We start from the raw sequence: 16,150 nt of genomic DNA, 5'->3' as shown, positions 1-16,150 counted from the left end.
CTCGCCGCGTCGCTGGTGATCCCCTATCGACCCCACCAGAAACCCTCGCCTTGCGCGCGCCATACAGGAGGCGTAACGGAACGCCGCTCCGCGATCTGTCGCGGACCAAGAGTTTCAGGAGAGCGCGATGGGTTACCGGGTCGCCGTGGTCGGCGCGACGGGCAATGTGGGCCGCGAGATGTTCAACATCCTCGAGGAAGTGAAATTCCCCGTGGACAAGATGCACGCCATCGCCAGCCGCAAATCCATCGGCGTCGAGGTCTCGTTCGGCAACGAGATCCTGCGCTGCGAGGACCTCGAGCAGTTCGACTTCTCCAAGGTCGACATCGTGCTGATGAGCGCCGGCGGGTCGATCTCCAAGGCCTGGGGCGAGAAGATCGGCGCGGCCGGTCCGATCGTCATCGACAATTCCAGCCACTTCCGGATGGACCCGGACGTGCCGCTGGTCGTGCCGGAAGTGAACCCGGACGCGGTCAACAGCATCCCCAAGAACATCATCGCCAACCCCAACTGCTCGACGGCGCAGCTGGTCGTGGCGCTGAAGCCCTTGCACGACGAGGCCAAGATCAAGCGGGTCGTCGTCTCGACCTACCAGTCGGTCTCGGGCGCGGGCAAGGAAGGCATGGACGAGCTTTGGGACCAGACCAAGGGCGTCTACGTCCTGGGCGCGCCGCCGCCCAAGAAGTTCACCAAGCAGATCGCCTTCAACGTCATCCCCCACATCGACGTCTTCCTGGACGACGGCTTCACCAAGGAAGAGTGGAAGATGACCGCCGAGACCCAGAAGATCCTGGATCCGAACATCCAGCTGGTCGCCACCTGCGTGCGCGTGCCGGTCATGGTCGGCCATTCCGAGGCGGTGAACGTCGAGTTCGAGAACCCGCTGGACGAGGACGAGGCCCGCGAGATCCTGCGCGAGGCCGACGGCGTCGTCGTGGTCGATAAGCGCGAGGACGGCGGCTACATCACGCCCAAGGAAGCCCAGGGCGAGTTCCCGGTCTATGTCTCGCGCATCCGCAAGGACCCGACCGTCGAGAACGGCCTCGTCTTCTGGTGCGTCTCGGACAACCTGCGCAAGGGCGCGGCCCTGAACGCCGTGCAGATCGCCCAGCTGCTGCACGACAAGGGCCTGATCAAGCAGAAGACGCCGGCTTAAGGTCTATTGATACCGATCTCCCCGGCGAATGCCGGGGCCCAGATGGAAGGGCGCTGAATCGCCGCTACGGATTCAGCGCCCTTCCCACGCCCCCTTCGTCCTGAGATCTGGATCCCGGCATTCGCCGGGAAGGTCGGGTGGGTTTTCTGATCCGGATTTCCTGGGCCAGGTCCCAGATTTTCCCGAACCTTCGCAAGATGTCGGCGGACGGCGGGCTTCCCATCTGACAGAAGCCTCCCGAAAGGTTCGGACCATGCCACCCAGTACGCAGACTGAAAGCCGCTCGGCCTATCTCGCCGGCGTCGCCTGCTATTCGCTCTGGGGCTTCCTGCCCCTCTACTTCCACCTGCTCGCCAACCTGGGCGTCGGCTCCTGGGAGATGATCGCCCACCGGACGCTGTGGTCGGTGCTGTGGGCCGGCGGCCTGGTGCTGATCGCCAAGCAGGGCGGCCAGGTCGCGCAGGTGCTGCGCCAGCCCAAGACCCTGGGCGTGCTGGCCCTGTCGACCCTGGCGATCTTCGGCAACTGGACGATCTACGTCTTCGCCGTGAACGCCGGCCACGTGATCGAGGCCAGCCTCGGCTACTACATCAACCCGCTGATGAACATGGCCGCCGGCGCCCTGCTGTTTCGCGAGCGCATGTCGACCGAGGGCAAGGTCGCGATCGGTTTCGCCGCCGTCGGCGTGGCGATCCAGACGATCGCGCTCGGCCACCTGCCGATCGTTTCGCTGGGCCTGGCCCTGACCTTCTGCGTCTATGCGATCCTGCGAAAGCAGGTGAAGGCCGACGCCCAGACGGGCCTCTTCATTGAGTGCGCCTATCTGGCCCTGCCCGGCCTGCTGTATGTGCTGTCGCTGCAGGCCAGCGGCCACGGCCACTTCGGGACCGGCGCCGGCGTCACCGCCCTGCTGGCCCTGGCGGGCCCCGCCACGGTCGTCCCGCTGGCCCTGTTCGCCTGGTCGGCGCGTCGCCTGCCGCTGTCGGCGGTGGGCTTCCTGCAGTTCATCGCCCCTACCCTGCAGTTCCTGCTGGGCGTGGCGTTCGGCGAGCCGTTCACGCCGCTGCGGGCGCTGTCCTTCGCGTTCATCTGGCTGGGCGTGGCGACCTTCGCCTATGGGGCTTGGAAGAAGACCCGGGTGCTGGCGGCCGCCTAGAAGCGGTGGGCGACCCCGACCACAAGCTCGAGGTCGGGTGTCTTCCGGTTCAGGCCCAGATAGGCTCCCGCGTCCAGCTGGATGTCCTTCAGCGCCGCAGGCGTCCAGGCGGCGGTCAGGTCGAAGCTCGCTTTCGTCGCCCGGCCGCTCGGATCGTCGTCGACATCGACCCAGAGCTCCGCGCCGAGGTTCACCGGCCCCACCGCGCGGCCAACCCCGCCGGCCAGGACGTAGGCGGCGTGGCGGCCCGAGCCGTCCGCGTCGGGCCGAGCGTCGGCCTCGGGCGACAGGCTCAGCGACCAGTCACCGTTCAGCGGAATCGAGACCGGAACGATCACCCCGCCTTGCCAGACGCCGCCGCCGATCCCGTCCGCCCCCGTCGGCGCGACGACGAAGGGCTGCACGGCGATGGACAGGCCATCCCCCGCCGGGTTCTTCAGCGACCACCGCGCCGCGAAGCCGAGGTCGCCCGCGCCGGAGACGGTCGAAACCACGCCCTGGCTCTTGGTCCGCACGCGCTCGTGGGGAGTCCAGCTTAGCTGCCCCTCGAGTGAAGAGGTCAGGCCTAGCCGCAGCTCCAGCCCGCCATAGGCCAGGTCACGGGTCGAGACGCCGCCGTCCTTGTTCAGCGTCGCGTCGACGCCGCTGACCTCGACCTGGAACCGGCCCTTGTCCAGCACGCAGGGGGGCGAGCCCTTGCCCGGCCGATCGGCGCAGAAGTCGCGCTCCTGCGCGTGCGCGGCGCCGGTAATAGCAAGCAGCCCGATGGCCATGGCGAGAGCGCGCATCATCCGAAGTTTCCCGAACTCACCAACCCGACTTCCCCGGCGAACGCCGGGGCCCAGATCATAAGGCTAGAAAGCGCCAAGAGAGTCTGAAGGCCACGGCTGAACCTGGGCCCCGGCGTTCGCCGGGGAAGTCGGGAAACTGGGATCCTAGAGCGAAGCGTAGGCCGCCTCGATCAAGCGCACGGCGCGCGGATCGCCGATCAGCGCATTGCCCTGCTTGTTCATCACATAGGCTCCCGAAACGCCGCGCGTCGGATCGGCGAAGGCGCACGAACCGCCCCAGCCCGAATGCCCAAAGGCCTCGGCCGTCGGACCGTAGAAAAAGTTCGGTTCATTGCGCATGAAGCCCGCGCCCCAGCTAATCTCGTAGGGCAGGACCAGGTCCCGGCCGCGGATGCGCTCGGCGGTCGCCGCCGTGATCCCGGCCGGCGTGATCAGCGAGCGGCCGTCCAGGGTCCCGCCGCGGGCCAGGGCCCCCATCAGTCGCGCCAGGGCCGGCGCGGTGGCGTGGCCGTTGGCCGAGGGGATCTCGACCCGCCGCCACTCGGCCGCGCCCTTGCCGCCCGGCGAGGACCAGGGCTTGAAGAAGGCGGCGGTCACGGCGGCGTTGATCTCGCCGAACTGCGGCATGGCCGTCGGGCGCATCAGGTCGGCGACGCGGTCGTGCTCGCTGTCGGGCAGGCCGATCCAGAGGTCGAGATCCAGGGGCTGGCAGATGTCCTCGCGCAGGGCCGTCCCCATCGTGCGGCCATCGACGCGGCGGAAGATCTCGCCGGCCAGGTAGCCGTAGGTCACCGGATGGTAGCCGCTGGCCGAGCCGATCGGAAACAGCGGGGCCATGGCCGCCAGCTTGGCGCAGGTGGCGTTCCAGTCGAACCAGATGGCCGGATCGGTCTGGTCCGGAAAGCCCGACAGGCCGGCCTGGTGCGACAGGGCCTGCTCGATGGTGACGTCCTGCTTGCCGGCCTGGGCGAACTCCGGCCAGACGTCGGCGACACGCTGGTCGTAGGCCAGGCGCCCCTCGTCGACCAGCCGCGCGACCATCAGCGCCGCCACGGCCTTGGTGGTCGAGAACAGGGCCGTCAGGGTGTTCGGGCCGAACGGGACCTCGCGCTTGCGATCGGCGAAACCGCCCATCAGGTCGACAACGACCTCGCCCTCGATCGCGAAGGCAAAGCGCGCGCCCAGCTCGCCGCCATCCTGGAAATTGGCCTCGAAAACGTCGCGGACGCGGGCGAAGCGCTCGGGGCAGAGGCCGGTGATGTCGGTCATGTCTTAAGCCAGCCGTTCGATGCGGACAGAGGGAGAAGTCTGCTTGAGGCGCGCGCCCAGGGCCACGATCGGCAGCTCGGGCGCGTTCCAAAGCTTGGCGGCCGCGACGGTCTCGGCGACACCGCCGACCGCGCGGGCCAGGCCGTGCGACAGCGTCTGACCCTCGACCACCGCCGCCGCGTAGAGCGCGGTCAAGAGGTCGCCGGTTCCGTTCGGCGCCGTATCGATCTGGGCGTGCAGGGCCAGCCAGGCCTCGTCCGCCGTCGCCAGGACCGCGCCGATCTCGCCGCCGCGACGGACCGACGAGACCAGCACCGGCTTGCCCAGTCGCCGCGCGGCGATCAGGGCCGCGGCCGGTTCGCGGGCTTCCTCGCCCGTCAGCCACCCAAGCTCCCAGGCGTTGCAGGCCACGAGGTCGGCGCGGGGAACCAGCAACGCGCGGATCGCCTCGGCGGTCTCGGCGGGGACATAGAGGCCCTTGCCCTCGTCGCCCACCGTCGGGTCGACAATGATCGTCGGCCCCGGGGCGAAAGCGCCGTCGCGCGGCGCGGCGCGAACGGCGTCGATGGCGCGCGCGGCGGCCTCGACCTGGGCGGGGCTGGCGAAATAGCCGGTGATGACGAGATCGGTCAGGCCAAGCAGGCCGTTGGCCGCGATCCCTTCCAGCATCCCTTCGAAGATCTCGATCGGCGTCGCCGCGCCGCCGGGCGCGCCCCAGCCGGGATGACGGCCGAACAGCACCGTGGGAACAACCATGGCGTCGATCGCGAACGGCGCCAGCGCGGCGGCCTGGGCGGTCGCGCCGACCTGGCTGCCGGCGACGTGGCTGGAGAGGATCAAGGCGAGCGGCATGACCTAGCGATTAGCCGAGCCGTCCAGGCTTGAACAGGCGTCGAAAGCAGAAGGGCCCGCCGCTAGCGCGGCGAGCCCTCCAAAAAGCCAAGAATGCGCTCGGCTTAGTAGCGGTAGTGGTCCGGCTTGAACGGACCGGCTTCCGGCACGCCGATATAGTCGGCCTGGTCCTTGCGCAGCTGGGTCAGCTTCGCGCCCAGCTTTTCCAGGTGCAGGAAGGCGACCTTCTCGTCCAGGTGCTTGGGCAGGGTGTAGACTTGGTTCTGGTACTTGTCCTTGTTGGTCCACAGCTCGATCTGGGCCAGGGTCTGGTTCGTGAACGAGGCCGACATCACGAAGCTGGGGTGACCCGTGGCGTTGCCCAGGTTCACCAGGCGGCCTTCCGACAGCACGATCAGCTTCTTGCCGTCCGGGAATTCCACATGGTGGACCTGCGGCTTGATCTCGTCCCACTTGTAGTTGCGCAGGGCGGCGATCTGAATTTCCGAGTCGAAGTGGCCGATGTTGCAGACGATGGCGTTGTTTTTCATCTTCCGCATGTCGTCCAGCGTGATGACGTCCTTGTTGCCGGTCGCCGTCACGAAGATGTCGGCCTTGTCGGCGACGTCGGCCAGGGTCTGGACCTCGTAGCCTTCCATGGCCGCCTGCAGGGCGCAGATCGGATCGATCTCGGTGACGATCACGCGCGCGCCGCCCTGCCGCAGCGAGGCGGCCGAGCCCTTGCCCACGTCGCCGTAGCCGCAGACCACCGCGACCTTGCCCGACAGCATGACGTCGGTGCCGCGACGGATCGCGTCGACCAGGCTTTCACGGCAGCCGTAGAGGTTGTCGAACTTGCTCTTGGTGACGCTGTCGTTGACGTTGATGGCCGGGAACGGCAGCTCGCCCTTCTGGGCCATGTGGTACAGGCGATGGACGCCCGTGGTGGTCTCTTCCGAAACGCCGCCGATGGCCGAGCGGATGGCCGAGTAGAAGCCCGGCTTCTCGGCCAGATACTTCTTCATCACGGCGTAGAGGGCTTCTTCCTCTTCGTTCTGCGGGTTGTCGAGGATCGAGGGATCCTTCTCGGCCTTCGGGCCCAGAACGCAGAGCAAGGTGGCGTCGCCGCCGTCGTCGAGGATCAGGTTCGGATAGCCGCCGTCGCCCCACTCGAAGATCTTGTGGGCGTATTCCCAGTACTCGACCAGGTTCTCGCCCTTGAAGGCGAAGACCGGGATGCCGGCGGCGGCGATGGCGGCCGCGGCGTGGTCCTGGGTCGAGAAGATGTTGCACGAGGCCCAGCGGACTTCCGCGCCCAGGGCGACCAGGGTCTCGATCAGCACGGCGGTCTGGATGGTCATGTGCAGGCTGCCGGCGATGCGGGCGCCCTTCAGAATCTGCTGGGGACCGTACTCGGCGCGCGTGGCCATCAGGCCCGGCATCTCGGTCTCGGCGATGGCGATTTCCTTGCGGCCGTAGTCGGCGAGCGAGATGTCCTTGACGATATAGTCGGCCACGAGCGGCTCCTGCGGGATGGGATCTTGGCGAGCTTATACCCCGCCCAGCCCTTCCGAGCAATTAACGCATAAAGATATCCTTATGTCAGATTAGAATTGACCCCCCTTCCTGTACGCGTAACGATTGAGCGAGGGAGGTGGCCGATGCTCGCACTGCTCCTGGCTGGTGCTGTTCTGGCGGCCGACGCGCCGCCGCTCGACGCGCAAGCGCTGCGGCGCGCCATGGCGGAAGCCGCCGCAAGCCCCCACGCCACGGTTCTTACGGGAAAGCGCTTTAGACTGGTTACGCCCTTCGTTGAGGAGAGGGCCCGGCGTTACGCCGCCATCAAGCAATCGGGGCGGTGGATGTACGACCGCCGCAAAGGCGCTTTGATCACATCGGTGGGCTTTGGCGAGATCACGGAACGAAACTTCCAAGGCTTCGCTCAAGGCGGTTTGGCGCCCCTACCGCCCCTGCAGTCCTTCTTCTTCGACGTGGACGTCACACGAGGACCGACGGTGGATGCCGACGGTCGGCAGTTCTTTCGAATGGCCCCGTCGGACAAGGCCATGCCCACGGCCGGACAGCCGTCCACGAACCCGATCACCAGCTTCTCACTCGCCGATTCCGCCAAGGCGGTCAGCTTTGGACTGGCCATACCCTACGTCGAGAACGGCGCCTCGGCCTTGCCCGAGGGCATGCATCCTCTGGAGGTTAGTCATGCGCGCGGCCGCCGAGATCACGTGGAGCGGTTCGCCCGCTCCCTCAGCCTCGTCGTCGAAGGCGAGATCACCGATCTAGGCCAGAAGTCACAAGTCTTTTGTGGCGGGTATCGCGGCTCCATGACCTTCAAGGAGATCACGGGCCAAACACCTACCTGGGTCACGGACCAGCAGTGTTTCGTCACGGCCCGCATCGACCGCGTCCAAGTGGTGCGCGGCGAGGCGGTGCTCAGCGAGTGGCCGAAACCTTCCAAGGCGACGGACTAGAACCCTAGCTCCGGCTGGCCCGCGCCCGGCGGCTGGTTCTCGGGCAGGTGGCAAGTGAAGGTCGAGCCGTTGCCCGGCTCGCTCTCCAGCGCCACCCAGCCGCCGTGCAGCTCGATCAACGCCTTGACCAGGGCCAGGCCCAGGCCCGGGCCGCCGCGATCGCGGCCGACGAAGCGGTCGAAGATGTGGGCCTGGACGTGGAACGGCACGCCGCGTCCGGTGTCGGAGACATCCAGCCGCACTTCGCCCAGCGCGCGACGGGCCGACAGGGTCACGCGGCCGCCCGGCGGGGTCTGGCGCAGGGCGTTCTCGACGAGGTGATCGAGGGTCTGGGCCAGACGCTTGGCGTCGCCGCGGATCAGGCCGACGTCCTCCTCGCACTCGACCGCCAGGGTCACCGCGCCCAGCTGGGCGTCCTTCAGGGCCCGTTCCTGGGCGTTCATCAGGAGGTCGGAGACCCGGATGTCCTGGATCTCCAGCGCCATCTCGCCGGCGTCGATCTGGGCCATGTCCAGCACGTCGTCGATCGAGCGCGCCAGCTGGGTGGCGGCGGCGCGGACGGCGGCCACATGGTTGCGACCGCGCTCCGAAAGGCCGTCGGCCCGTTCCAGCAGCTCGGAATAGCCGATGATCGTCGTCAGCGGCGTGCGCAGCTCGTAGGAGACATTGCCGACGAAGTCGCGCTTCAGCCGCTCGGCCTCGTCCAGCGCCGCCGAGCGATCGGCCAGCGCGCTCTGCAGCTCGCGGGTGTCGGTGACGTCGGCGAAGGCGATCAGGGTCGCGCCGTCCGGCAGGGGGCGGCTCTGGTAGACGACGATGCGGTCGTCCGAGGTCCGGACCTCGCCCGAGGTCGGGGCGCGCATCTGCGGATCGGGATCGGCCACCCGGCCCTTCAGCTCACGCCAGAAGGCCAGATCGTGCAGGCGCGGCACGCACAGCTCGACCACGCCCTCGAAGTCGCCGGCCGCCTCGAGCGCGTGCGGGGTGACGTTCCAGAAGGTCTCGAAGGCCTCGTTGTGCAGCCGCAGGCGACCGTCCGAGCCGAACACGGCGACGGCGTCGTTCAGCTTGTCCAGCGTCGCCTGCTGCACCTGGATCAGGGCGTTGTACTGGGCCTTCAGGCGCAGCTCGCCGGTGATGTCGGAATAGATCAGCAGCATGCCGCCCAGCGGGTGCGGCTGGCGCACGACCTTCAGCGTCCGCCCGTCGGGCAGGTGCCAGAGGTCGTCGGCCTGGGGGCCCAGGCTCTCGTAGCGCGCCAACTCGGCGGCCTTCCAGCCGGCGTAGTCAATCGTCTCGGGCAGGCGGCGGCGCTGGCGCAGGCGGTCGAGAATCTCGCCGTGGGTCGGGCGGTCGGCCAGCCAGGCCGGCTCCAGGCCCCACAGCTCGGCGAAGGCGGTGTTGTGGAACGACAGGCGCCGCGTGGCGCTGAAGATCGCCACGGCCTCGGCGATGTGGTTCAGGGTCTCGTCGTGGGCCTCGACGTGCTTCTTGAAGGCGTCGCGGACATCCTCGATCTCGGTGACGTCGGCGCAGAAGACGCCCACCCCGCCGCCTTCCAGCGGCTGGGCCGACAGGCGGAACGCGCGGCGGCGGCCCTCGAGGTTGACCCAGCGGATCGCTTCCTTGCGCTCGCCCTTGGCGGCGGCCTCGACGACCATGGCGTCGACGGCGCGATCGAAGCTCTTGCCCAGCAGGGCCGGGGCCGAGGCGGCGCTGGCGCCGACGGCGCGAACGAAAGCGGTGTTGCCCCAGACGGCCTGGCCGTCGGCGCCGGCGATCCAGGCGGGCTCGACGACGCTGTCGACGAAGGCGGCGAAGCGCGCCGCCGACGGCAGGCCCGCGTCGTGGCCGCTGACCGGCGCCAGGCGCAGCCAGGCCATGGCCCCCGCGGCGCGGCCCTCGACCGACACCCAGCCGCCGCGTCCGCGCGCGTCGAAGGCGCAAGACTGGCCACGCTCGAACAGGGCGGAAAGCTTGTGGGCGTGATCGGGATCGGCGCCGCCCAGCGCGGCGACCACCGCCTGGACGTCGGCGGGAACGCCCAGCACCTGGGCGCAGGCGGCGAGCCCGTCGCTCCCGGCCATCAGGCTGGCGCGACCGCCCTCGACGGCGATGACGGCGGAGTCGAAGGCCTCGACCCAGGCGGGCGCCTCGGCGTCGCCGCCCTGCAGGGCCAGGCGGGCCTTCAGCGCCGCGATCCGCGCCTCGAACCCCCGCCGCTGGCCAAACGCCCACAGGGCGACGCAAAGCGCGAGGCAAACCGCCCCGGCCGCAGCCGCGAGGATCAGGTCATACGAAGTCATCAAAACGGGTCGCTGCCCCAGCGGGTCTTCGAATCAGAATCCCAGATTAGTCGGGCCATGACCAGAGCGCGATCAAGGCCGCGGCGACGCGCCGTCGCGATTTACCCGAAACGGGCGCTGGCGCCGCCTGCCAATCGCTCTATGTGGAGTCCATGACCTGGTCCGATCGCCTCGCCCCGTCGCTGGACGACTTCGCCGCCCTCGGCAAGGCGGCCTTCGACGCCCTGCCCGACGGGTTCCGCCAACTGGCCGGCGACGTGGTGATCCGGGTCGATGATTTCCCGGACGAGGACGTCCTGGAGGCCCTGGGCATCCCGGACCCGTTCGAGCTGACCGGCCTCTATCAAGGCGTCGACTTGTCCCAGCGCTCGGTGCTGGATTTCGGAACCCAGCCGTCGCGGGTGTTCCTGTATCGTCGCCCGATCCTCGACGAATGGGCCGAGCGCGGCGATGTCAGTCTCGGCGAGCTGATCACCCACGTCCTGGTTCACGAGATCGGCCACCACTTCGGCCTGTCGGACGACGACATCCACCGCATCGAGGACGAGGCATGAGTCTCTTCGACACCGACACTTGGCGCGAGCGCATGGACGAGCGCTGGTTCGACACTGGCGTGGCCATGGCCGAGAAGGGCGATGTCGATCTCGTGGCGATCGAGGACGAGAAAGTCACCGCCCACGTCACCGGCAGCGTCGGCGACCTCTATGTCGTGCAGCTGTGGGCGCCGGCGGGCGAAGGGACCTGCACCTGCCCCGGCTTCGAGAAGTTCGGCGCCTGCAAGCACCAGGCGGCCGTGGTCGCCGCCGCCAACGCCGCCGACCTCTCCAAGGTCCGCGACCGCATGGCCCGCCTGCGCGACGGCCTGGCGGTCGATAGCAAGGAAGCCCTGATCGAGCGCCTGGCCGAACTGGCCCGCCTGCAGCCGGCGGTGCTGGCGGCCCTGGAGGGGCGTTGAGGCTTAACGCCCCCTTATAGTAAGTCGTCGATCGGCTTGCGCTTGGGCCTCGCCTTCGGTCGCTCCCACATCACGCCCGGATAGCCCTTCAGCGGGACCAGCCTGCCGCCGCCATAGGCCCAGTCGGGCGCCTGGTCGAGGAAGGTGTGGTAGCGCGGCTCGCGGCCGGTGCGGGTCTCGAACAGGGCGCGCGGCAGGTTGATCATGGTCGGCGCCCGCCGCCGGGCCATGAACACCGGCGTCCCGCAGCGGGCGCAGAAGCCGCGCGTGGTCCCGTCGTGCTCGTAAGCCGTGATCAGCACCTCGCCCTCCAGCCAGCGGAAGCGGCTGCGATAGCTGGCGACATAGGTGACATAGGCGCAGCCCTGGGCGCGGCGGCTGGCGGCGGAATGATCGTGGAACGCCCACCGCGCCGGGACGCCGATCGCCAGGCGCACGCCGCCGCAGGCGCATGACCCTTCCGCCTCCTCGGCGGGCGGCTTTAGGGCCTTTGGCATGGGACGTCTCCGGCGTGGCTGATCGTTTCAGAATAAACCCGATTGCTGCCAGATTTGTCAGGAGCACAGCTTGACCGCCAGTCCACCGAACCTCTCTGCTGGACGAAGGGAGGAACGCGCATGGCGTCCTGGTACGATCGCTACATCTTGCCCAAGCTGCTGTGCTGCGCCTGCGGCGCGCCGGCCTTCCGCGAACGCCGGGCCGAGCTGGCGCCCCGCGCGAGCGGCGAGGTGCTGGAGCTGGGGATCGGCGGCGGCCTGAATCTGGCCTTCTACGATCCGGCGCGCGCCACCCGCGTCACCGGCGTAGATCCTTCCGCCGCGCTGCGAACCATCGCCGAGAACGCCCCGCGCCCGGACGGGCTCAAGGTCGAGATCCTGCCGGGCGAGGCCGAGGCCCTGCCCTTCGCCGACGCGCGCTTCGACACCGTGCTCTGCACCTTCACCCTCTGCTCGGTGCGCTCGCCGGCCGCCGTTCTGGCCGAGACGCGGCGGGTGCTGAGGCCTGGCGGGACCTTCCTGTTCTGCGAGCACGGCCTCTCGCCCGACGCCGGGGTGTCCCGCTGGCAAAGACGTATCGAGCCGCTGTGGAAGCGCCTGGCGGGCGGCTGTCACCTGACGCGCCCGGTGACGGCGGCCGTCGAGGCGGCGGGTTTCCGGGTCGACGAAGGGCGGCGGTTCTATTTCGACAAGGCGCCGCGGCCGATGGGCTGGTGCGAGCAGGGCGTGGCGCGGGCGGGGTAGAACCGATCATTGTTCAAGGCTGCTCCCTCCTGCCTTCCTGGGCCTTGCGCCCAGGACCCATCGTTCCGTGGTCGCTGAGCTGGATCGGCGTGCTGGGGGGCGTTCGGCCGCGCACGCTTTCAAAATCACAACCCGCCATCGGCATGGGTCCTGGGCGCGAGGTCCAGGAAGGCGGTTTACCGGACTCAAACACCGCAAATTCGGTTGCGCCTAAAGCCCCCGCAGCACACGCTCAACCCAGGCCAGCACGAGCGCGCTGGCCGGGCCATAGAGCTTTTCGTCGAACATGTAGGCGTTGGCCGACGGCTCCAGATTGATCTCGCAGGTCGCCACGCCCATCGCCCGCGCCTCGGCCACGAAGCCCGCGGCCGGATAGACCGCGCCCGAGGTGCCGATCGAGACGAAGAGGTCGGCGCGCGAGAGGGCCGCGTCGATCTCGTCCAGGAACAGCGGCATTTCCCCGAACCAGACGACGTGGGGCCGCGCCCCATCGGCTTGGCCACAAGCCTCGCAGACGGCCTCGGCGGTCAGGGGCGCCATGTCGGGCTTCAGCGCCTGGCAGTGGTCACAGCGGGTGACGGCCAGCTCGCCATGCATGTGGACCACGCGCCGCGAGCCGGCCTTCTCGTGCAGGTCGTCGACGTTCTGGGTGCACAGGAAGAGCTCGCCGCCGCGCGCCGCCAGCTCGACCTCCAGGCGCGCCAGGGCCACGTGCGCGGCGTTGGGCGAGGCCTCGGCCAGATTGGCGCGGCGGGCGTTGTAGAAGGCGCGAACCAGGGCCGGATCGCGCGCGAAGCCTTCCGCCGTGGCGACGTCGCGCAGGTCGTACTTCGTCCAGACCCCATCCTTGTCGCGGAAGGTGCCCAGGCCGCTCTCGGCGGAGACCCCCGCCCCCGTCAGCACGAAGATTCTCATGCCACCTTCCAATCCGTCTTGGTCAACAAACCTGACGCCTCCGTCATTTTTCATTTGACCCGCGTCAAGCGTTGAGTTGACAGTGTTCAGATCGACGAGGCTCCGCGCAAGACGGACCCGTCAGAGCCATGTCGCTCAAAGCCATGTCACGGGGCGATTAGGGAGCCACGCCATGACGGACAAGAACATCACCAAGGACGCCATGTACGACGCGGTGGCGCCGGACGACTTCGAGGCGATGCTCGAGCTCGACCGGTACAACAGCCGCTCGACCGCGTTCGACAAGATCATCTCCGCGACCCACGACCACTTCTGGGATCCGCTGGACAAGGCCTATATCGATTTCGACGAGCCGTTCGACATGGAGAACCAGGCGCTGGTTCCCGAGGACATGGTCATCGCCCTGTCGACCGACTACGTCTCCAATCACCTGTCCGATCCCAAGCAGCGTATCCGCTTCATCAACCAGTCGGTGCTGCGCAACTTCTCCTCGATCCTGCACGGCGAGCAGGGCGCGCTGAACCTGTCGGCCAGCCTGTGCCACGTGCTGCGGGACCAGGGCGCGCAGGAGTACGCCGCCAACCAGACCCGCGAAGAGGCCCGCCACGTCACGGCCTTCGCCAAGTACATTAAGGCCCGCTGGGGCAAGCCGGTCGAGTGCGGCCCGGCCCTGAAGAGCCTGCTGGTCGAGATCATCGGCGCGCCCGAGGTCTACAAGAAGATCATCGGCATGCAGATGCTGGTAGAGGGCCTGGCCATGGGCGCCTTCGCCACCTTCTACAACACGATCCACGACCCGGTCGGCAAGAAGCTGCTGCAGCTGGTGATGACCGACGAGGCCTTCCACCACAAGTTCGGAAAGATCTGGGCCGACCGCACGGTGCCCAAGCTCTCGGCCGAAGAGCACGCGATCATCGAGGACTGGGCGGCGCACTGCTTCCAGACCCTGCTGTTCAACCTGGTCTCGCCGCACCAGCAGCTGGATCTCTACGCCGAGTTCGGCCTGGATCCCGACAAGGTGGTCGAGGAGTACGGGAAGATCATGACCGACGACGTGCGTCGGGAGAACATGAAGGAGCAGACCAACATCTTCCGGGTGCTGGTCAAGACGCTGCTCAACGCCGGCATCATCACCGACCGCACGCGCGCCTTCTACGCCATGTACGTCGATCTCGACGAGCTGAAGAGCGAGGGCGAGCGGATGGTCGGCGACGACATCGCCGAGGAGGGCATCCGCCACCTTCAGGCGATCAACTTCAAGGACCGCCCGACGGGCGCGATTAGTATCGCGGCCGAGTAGACAGAAAGCTGTCGGCGGTCAGCATCGCCGCCGAGTAGGGCTTCCCACCACCCTGCCGGCGCAGCGCCGCCCCGCCGGAACCCCGGCGGGGCGGTCGTCGTTTTGAGGGGCCGCGCCCATCCGCCAGGCTTGCGAGGGCGTATCGTCAGAGCGCCCGTCTTCAGGGCGCGTCCAGCCCGGAGATTCCATGCGCGCCGCCCTGCTCGCCTTGCCGCTCGTCCTGTCGCTGAGCGCCTGCGTCTCCGGCCCCAGCGGCAATCCGAACCCGCCCCAGCCGGCCAAGGCCGTCGAACTCGATCGCTATCTGGGCAAGTGGTACGAGGTCGCGCGCTACGACATGCGCTTCGAAAAGGGCTGCGAGGGCGTCACCGCCGAATATTCCAAGCGCACCGACGGCCTGATCCGCGTGCTGAACACCTGCCGCCAGGGCGCGCTGGACGGCCCGATCAAGACGGCCGAAGGCAAGGCCAAGATCGTCGACACGTCCACCAACGCCAAGCTGAAGGTCAGCTTCTTTGGCCCGTTCTTCGGCGACTACTGGGTGCTGGACCGCGCCGACGACTACAGCTGGGCGATCGTCGGCGAGGGTTCGGGGAAATACCTGTGGCTGCTGTCGCGCCGCGTTCCGACGCCCGCCGACCGCGAGGCCCTGACCGCGCGCGCCAAGGCCCTGGGCTACGACATCGGCATGCTGCGCCAGACCAAGCAGCCGGGTCCTTGGGGCTGAGCCACGGTTGGGCTTCCGATCCGGCGCACGCCGTGGAAGAGTGGCGCGATGAAAACCGCGCTCACCCTCCTCGCCGTCGCCGGCGCCTTGATCGCCTGCACCGACAGCAAGCGCGCCCGCAACGACGCGACCTGGACCGATCGCCCGGCCGACATCACCTGCTGGAGCTATGGGACCGAGACCTTCAAGGGCCGCTCGACCGGCAAGGTCGAATACGACGAGGGACGGATCTCGTTCGTCGACGCGGCCAGCCACCGCTACACCACGATCGATGGCGAGTGCCGGGTCGTCTACGAGCCCAGGGGCGCCTGAGCGACCGGGGCGCGCGACGATCAGGCCTCTTCCGAAGGCTCCACGCCAGAGCGCCAGCCGCCCATGCCCCGATAGATGTCGTCGCGCAGGTGGCGAACCCGGCTATTGAGTTCGTTCAAGTCGTCCAACGGGTGGCCGGAGGCCTCAAGTAGGGCCGCGCCGAGACAGCCCGCCTTCTGGCGCAGGCCGCGCCCCGTCGGCGTCAGGGTGATGATCACCTGGCGCTCGTTGTCGGGATTGCGCGCGCGCCGCACCATGCCGGCCGCCTCGAGACGCTTGAGTAAGGGCGTGAGCGTGCTGGACTCCAGCGCCAGCTGTTCGGCGAGACGACCGACGGGCTGGCCGTCCTCGGCCCACAGCAGGTTCAGCACCAGATACTGCGGATAGGTCAGGCCCAGCTCGTCGAGCAGAGGCTTGTAAGTCCTCTGGATGGCGATGCCTGCGGAATAGATGGCGTAGCAGAGCTGGCCGTCGAGGGGGGGCGGGGGCGTATCGGTCATAGCGGTCTCCTTTCCCCTATATAGGGCAAAATCGCAATAAAACATATCGCGATAATTTTTCACTGGACGCGACCGAATGTCGCCGTTACATAAAACTTATCGCGATAAGAGATATCGCAAAATCACTTACGAGGAGATGCCCCCCATGACCCGTTCGTTCCGCAGCATCCTGATCGCCGCCGCCGCTATCGCCGGCCTGTCTTCG

At 68.1% G+C, this 16,150-nt stretch carries 17 protein-coding genes; 9 read left to right on the top strand and 8 right to left on the bottom strand.

The features are described 5' to 3' along the window. Nucleotides 1-127: 127 nt before the first annotated feature. Both Q0379_RS20655 and rarD read left to right on the top strand, forming a co-directional pair. Nucleotides 128-1,156, top strand: coding sequence for an aspartate-semialdehyde dehydrogenase (locus Q0379_RS20655; protein ID WP_299016196.1), 1,029 nt, complete (start codon nt 128-130; stop codon nt 1,154-1,156). Between the two features lie 253 nt (nt 1,157-1,409). Then, nucleotides 1,410-2,312 carry an EamA family transporter RarD gene (gene rarD / locus Q0379_RS20650; protein WP_299016193.1) on the top strand — a complete coding sequence of 301 codons (903 nt, stop codon included), beginning with the start codon at nt 1,410-1,412 and terminating at the stop codon, nt 2,310-2,312. Here the strand turns inward: rarD and Q0379_RS20645 are convergent. The 4 genes from Q0379_RS20645 to ahcY all read right to left on the bottom strand — a co-directional run bounded on the left by Q0379_RS20645 (nt 2,309) and on the right by ahcY (nt 6,720). Beyond that, nucleotides 2,309-3,103, bottom strand: coding sequence for a transporter (locus Q0379_RS20645; RefSeq protein WP_299016190.1), 795 nt, complete (start codon nt 3,101-3,103; stop codon nt 2,309-2,311). The genes rarD and Q0379_RS20645 overlap by 4 nt on opposite strands. 144 nt (nt 3,104-3,247) lie before the next feature. Continuing rightward, nucleotides 3,248-4,372, bottom strand: a complete 1,125-nt coding sequence (locus Q0379_RS20640) for a serine hydrolase domain-containing protein (protein WP_299016186.1) — start codon at nt 4,370-4,372, stop codon at nt 3,248-3,250. Nucleotides 4,373-4,375: 3 nt separating this feature from the next. Continuing rightward, nucleotides 4,376-5,224, bottom strand: a complete 849-nt coding sequence (locus Q0379_RS20635; protein ID WP_299016184.1) for a bifunctional hydroxymethylpyrimidine kinase/phosphomethylpyrimidine kinase — start codon at nt 5,222-5,224, stop codon at nt 4,376-4,378. 104 nt (nt 5,225-5,328) lie between these two features. Beyond that, complete coding sequence (ahcY, locus tag Q0379_RS20630; protein ID WP_299016181.1) at nt 5,329-6,720, bottom strand: adenosylhomocysteinase; 1,392 nt, start codon at nt 6,718-6,720, stop codon at nt 5,329-5,331. Nucleotides 6,721-6,864: 144 nt separating this feature from the next. On the opposite strand from ahcY, the gene Q0379_RS20625 reads away from it, so the two are divergent. Next, nucleotides 6,865-7,689: a hypothetical protein gene (locus Q0379_RS20625; RefSeq protein WP_299016179.1), complete on the top strand. Its 825-nt coding sequence runs from the start codon at nt 6,865-6,867 to the stop codon at nt 7,687-7,689. On the opposite strand, the gene Q0379_RS20620 is transcribed toward Q0379_RS20625, so the two are convergent. Further along, the gene (locus Q0379_RS20620) at nt 7,686-9,995 is read right to left on the bottom strand and encodes an ATP-binding protein (RefSeq protein WP_299016176.1); all 2,310 of its coding nucleotides are present in this window, start codon (nt 9,993-9,995) and stop codon (nt 7,686-7,688) included. The two genes, Q0379_RS20625 and Q0379_RS20620, sit on opposite strands and share 4 nt — an antisense overlap. 152 nt (nt 9,996-10,147) lie before the next feature. Between Q0379_RS20620 and Q0379_RS20615 the strand changes: the two genes are divergently transcribed. Next, entirely contained in the window at nt 10,148-10,549 is a 402-nt protein-coding gene (locus tag Q0379_RS20615; RefSeq protein WP_299016174.1) for a metallopeptidase family protein, read from the top strand. Continuing rightward, nucleotides 10,546-10,950: an SWIM zinc finger family protein gene (locus Q0379_RS20610; protein ID WP_299016171.1), complete on the top strand. Its 405-nt coding sequence runs from the start codon at nt 10,546-10,548 to the stop codon at nt 10,948-10,950. Before Q0379_RS20615 ends, Q0379_RS20610 begins: the two co-directional genes overlap by 4 nt. Before the next feature lie 14 nt (nt 10,951-10,964). Here Q0379_RS20610 and Q0379_RS20605 read toward each other — a convergent pair whose 3' ends face one another. Continuing rightward, nucleotides 10,965-11,447: a GFA family protein gene (locus Q0379_RS20605; protein WP_299016168.1), complete on the bottom strand. Its 483-nt coding sequence runs from the start codon at nt 11,445-11,447 to the stop codon at nt 10,965-10,967. A 120-nt stretch (nt 11,448-11,567) separates the two neighbouring features. Here Q0379_RS20605 and Q0379_RS20600 point away from each other — a divergent pair, with 120 nt between their 5' ends. Further along, nucleotides 11,568-12,191 (top strand): class I SAM-dependent methyltransferase, encoded by a 624-nt coding sequence (locus Q0379_RS20600; protein WP_299016165.1) that lies wholly within the window; start codon nt 11,568-11,570, stop codon nt 12,189-12,191. Nucleotides 12,192-12,401: 210 nt separating this feature from the next. Here Q0379_RS20600 and Q0379_RS20595 read toward each other — a convergent pair whose 3' ends face one another. Beyond that, nucleotides 12,402-13,118 carry an NAD-dependent deacylase gene (locus Q0379_RS20595; RefSeq protein ID WP_299016161.1) on the bottom strand — a complete coding sequence of 239 codons (717 nt, stop codon included), beginning with the start codon at nt 13,116-13,118 and terminating at the stop codon, nt 12,402-12,404. A 160-nt stretch (nt 13,119-13,278) separates the two neighbouring features. Between Q0379_RS20595 and Q0379_RS20590 the strand changes: the two genes are divergently transcribed. The 3 genes from Q0379_RS20590 to Q0379_RS20580 all read left to right on the top strand — a co-directional run bounded on the left by Q0379_RS20590 (nt 13,279) and on the right by Q0379_RS20580 (nt 15,445). Beyond that, a complete protein-coding gene (locus Q0379_RS20590; protein WP_299016158.1) occupies nt 13,279-14,406 on the top strand; it encodes a ferritin-like domain-containing protein in 1,128 nt (375 codons plus the stop codon). Nucleotides 14,407-14,593: 187 nt separating this feature from the next. Continuing rightward, complete coding sequence (locus tag Q0379_RS20585; RefSeq protein ID WP_299016155.1) at nt 14,594-15,133, top strand: lipocalin family protein; 540 nt, start codon at nt 14,594-14,596, stop codon at nt 15,131-15,133. A gap of 48 nt (nt 15,134-15,181) precedes the next feature. Beyond that, entirely contained in the window at nt 15,182-15,445 is a 264-nt protein-coding gene (locus tag Q0379_RS20580; protein ID WP_299016152.1) for a hypothetical protein, read from the top strand. A gap of 20 nt (nt 15,446-15,465) precedes the next feature. On the opposite strand, the gene Q0379_RS20575 is transcribed toward Q0379_RS20580, so the two are convergent. Further along, the gene (locus Q0379_RS20575; RefSeq protein ID WP_299016149.1) at nt 15,466-15,945 is read right to left on the bottom strand and encodes a MarR family transcriptional regulator; all 480 of its coding nucleotides are present in this window, start codon (nt 15,943-15,945) and stop codon (nt 15,466-15,468) included. Between the last annotated feature and the right edge of the window lie 205 nt (nt 15,946-16,150).

Origin of the sequence: uncultured Caulobacter sp. (genome assembly GCF_937900395.1) — a bacterium.
In the GTDB taxonomy this organism is placed as follows: domain Bacteria; phylum Pseudomonadota; class Alphaproteobacteria; order Caulobacterales; family Caulobacteraceae; genus Caulobacter.
Note: the sequence above shows the minus strand (reverse complement) of the source record. Positions and strands in the feature narration are given on the sequence as shown.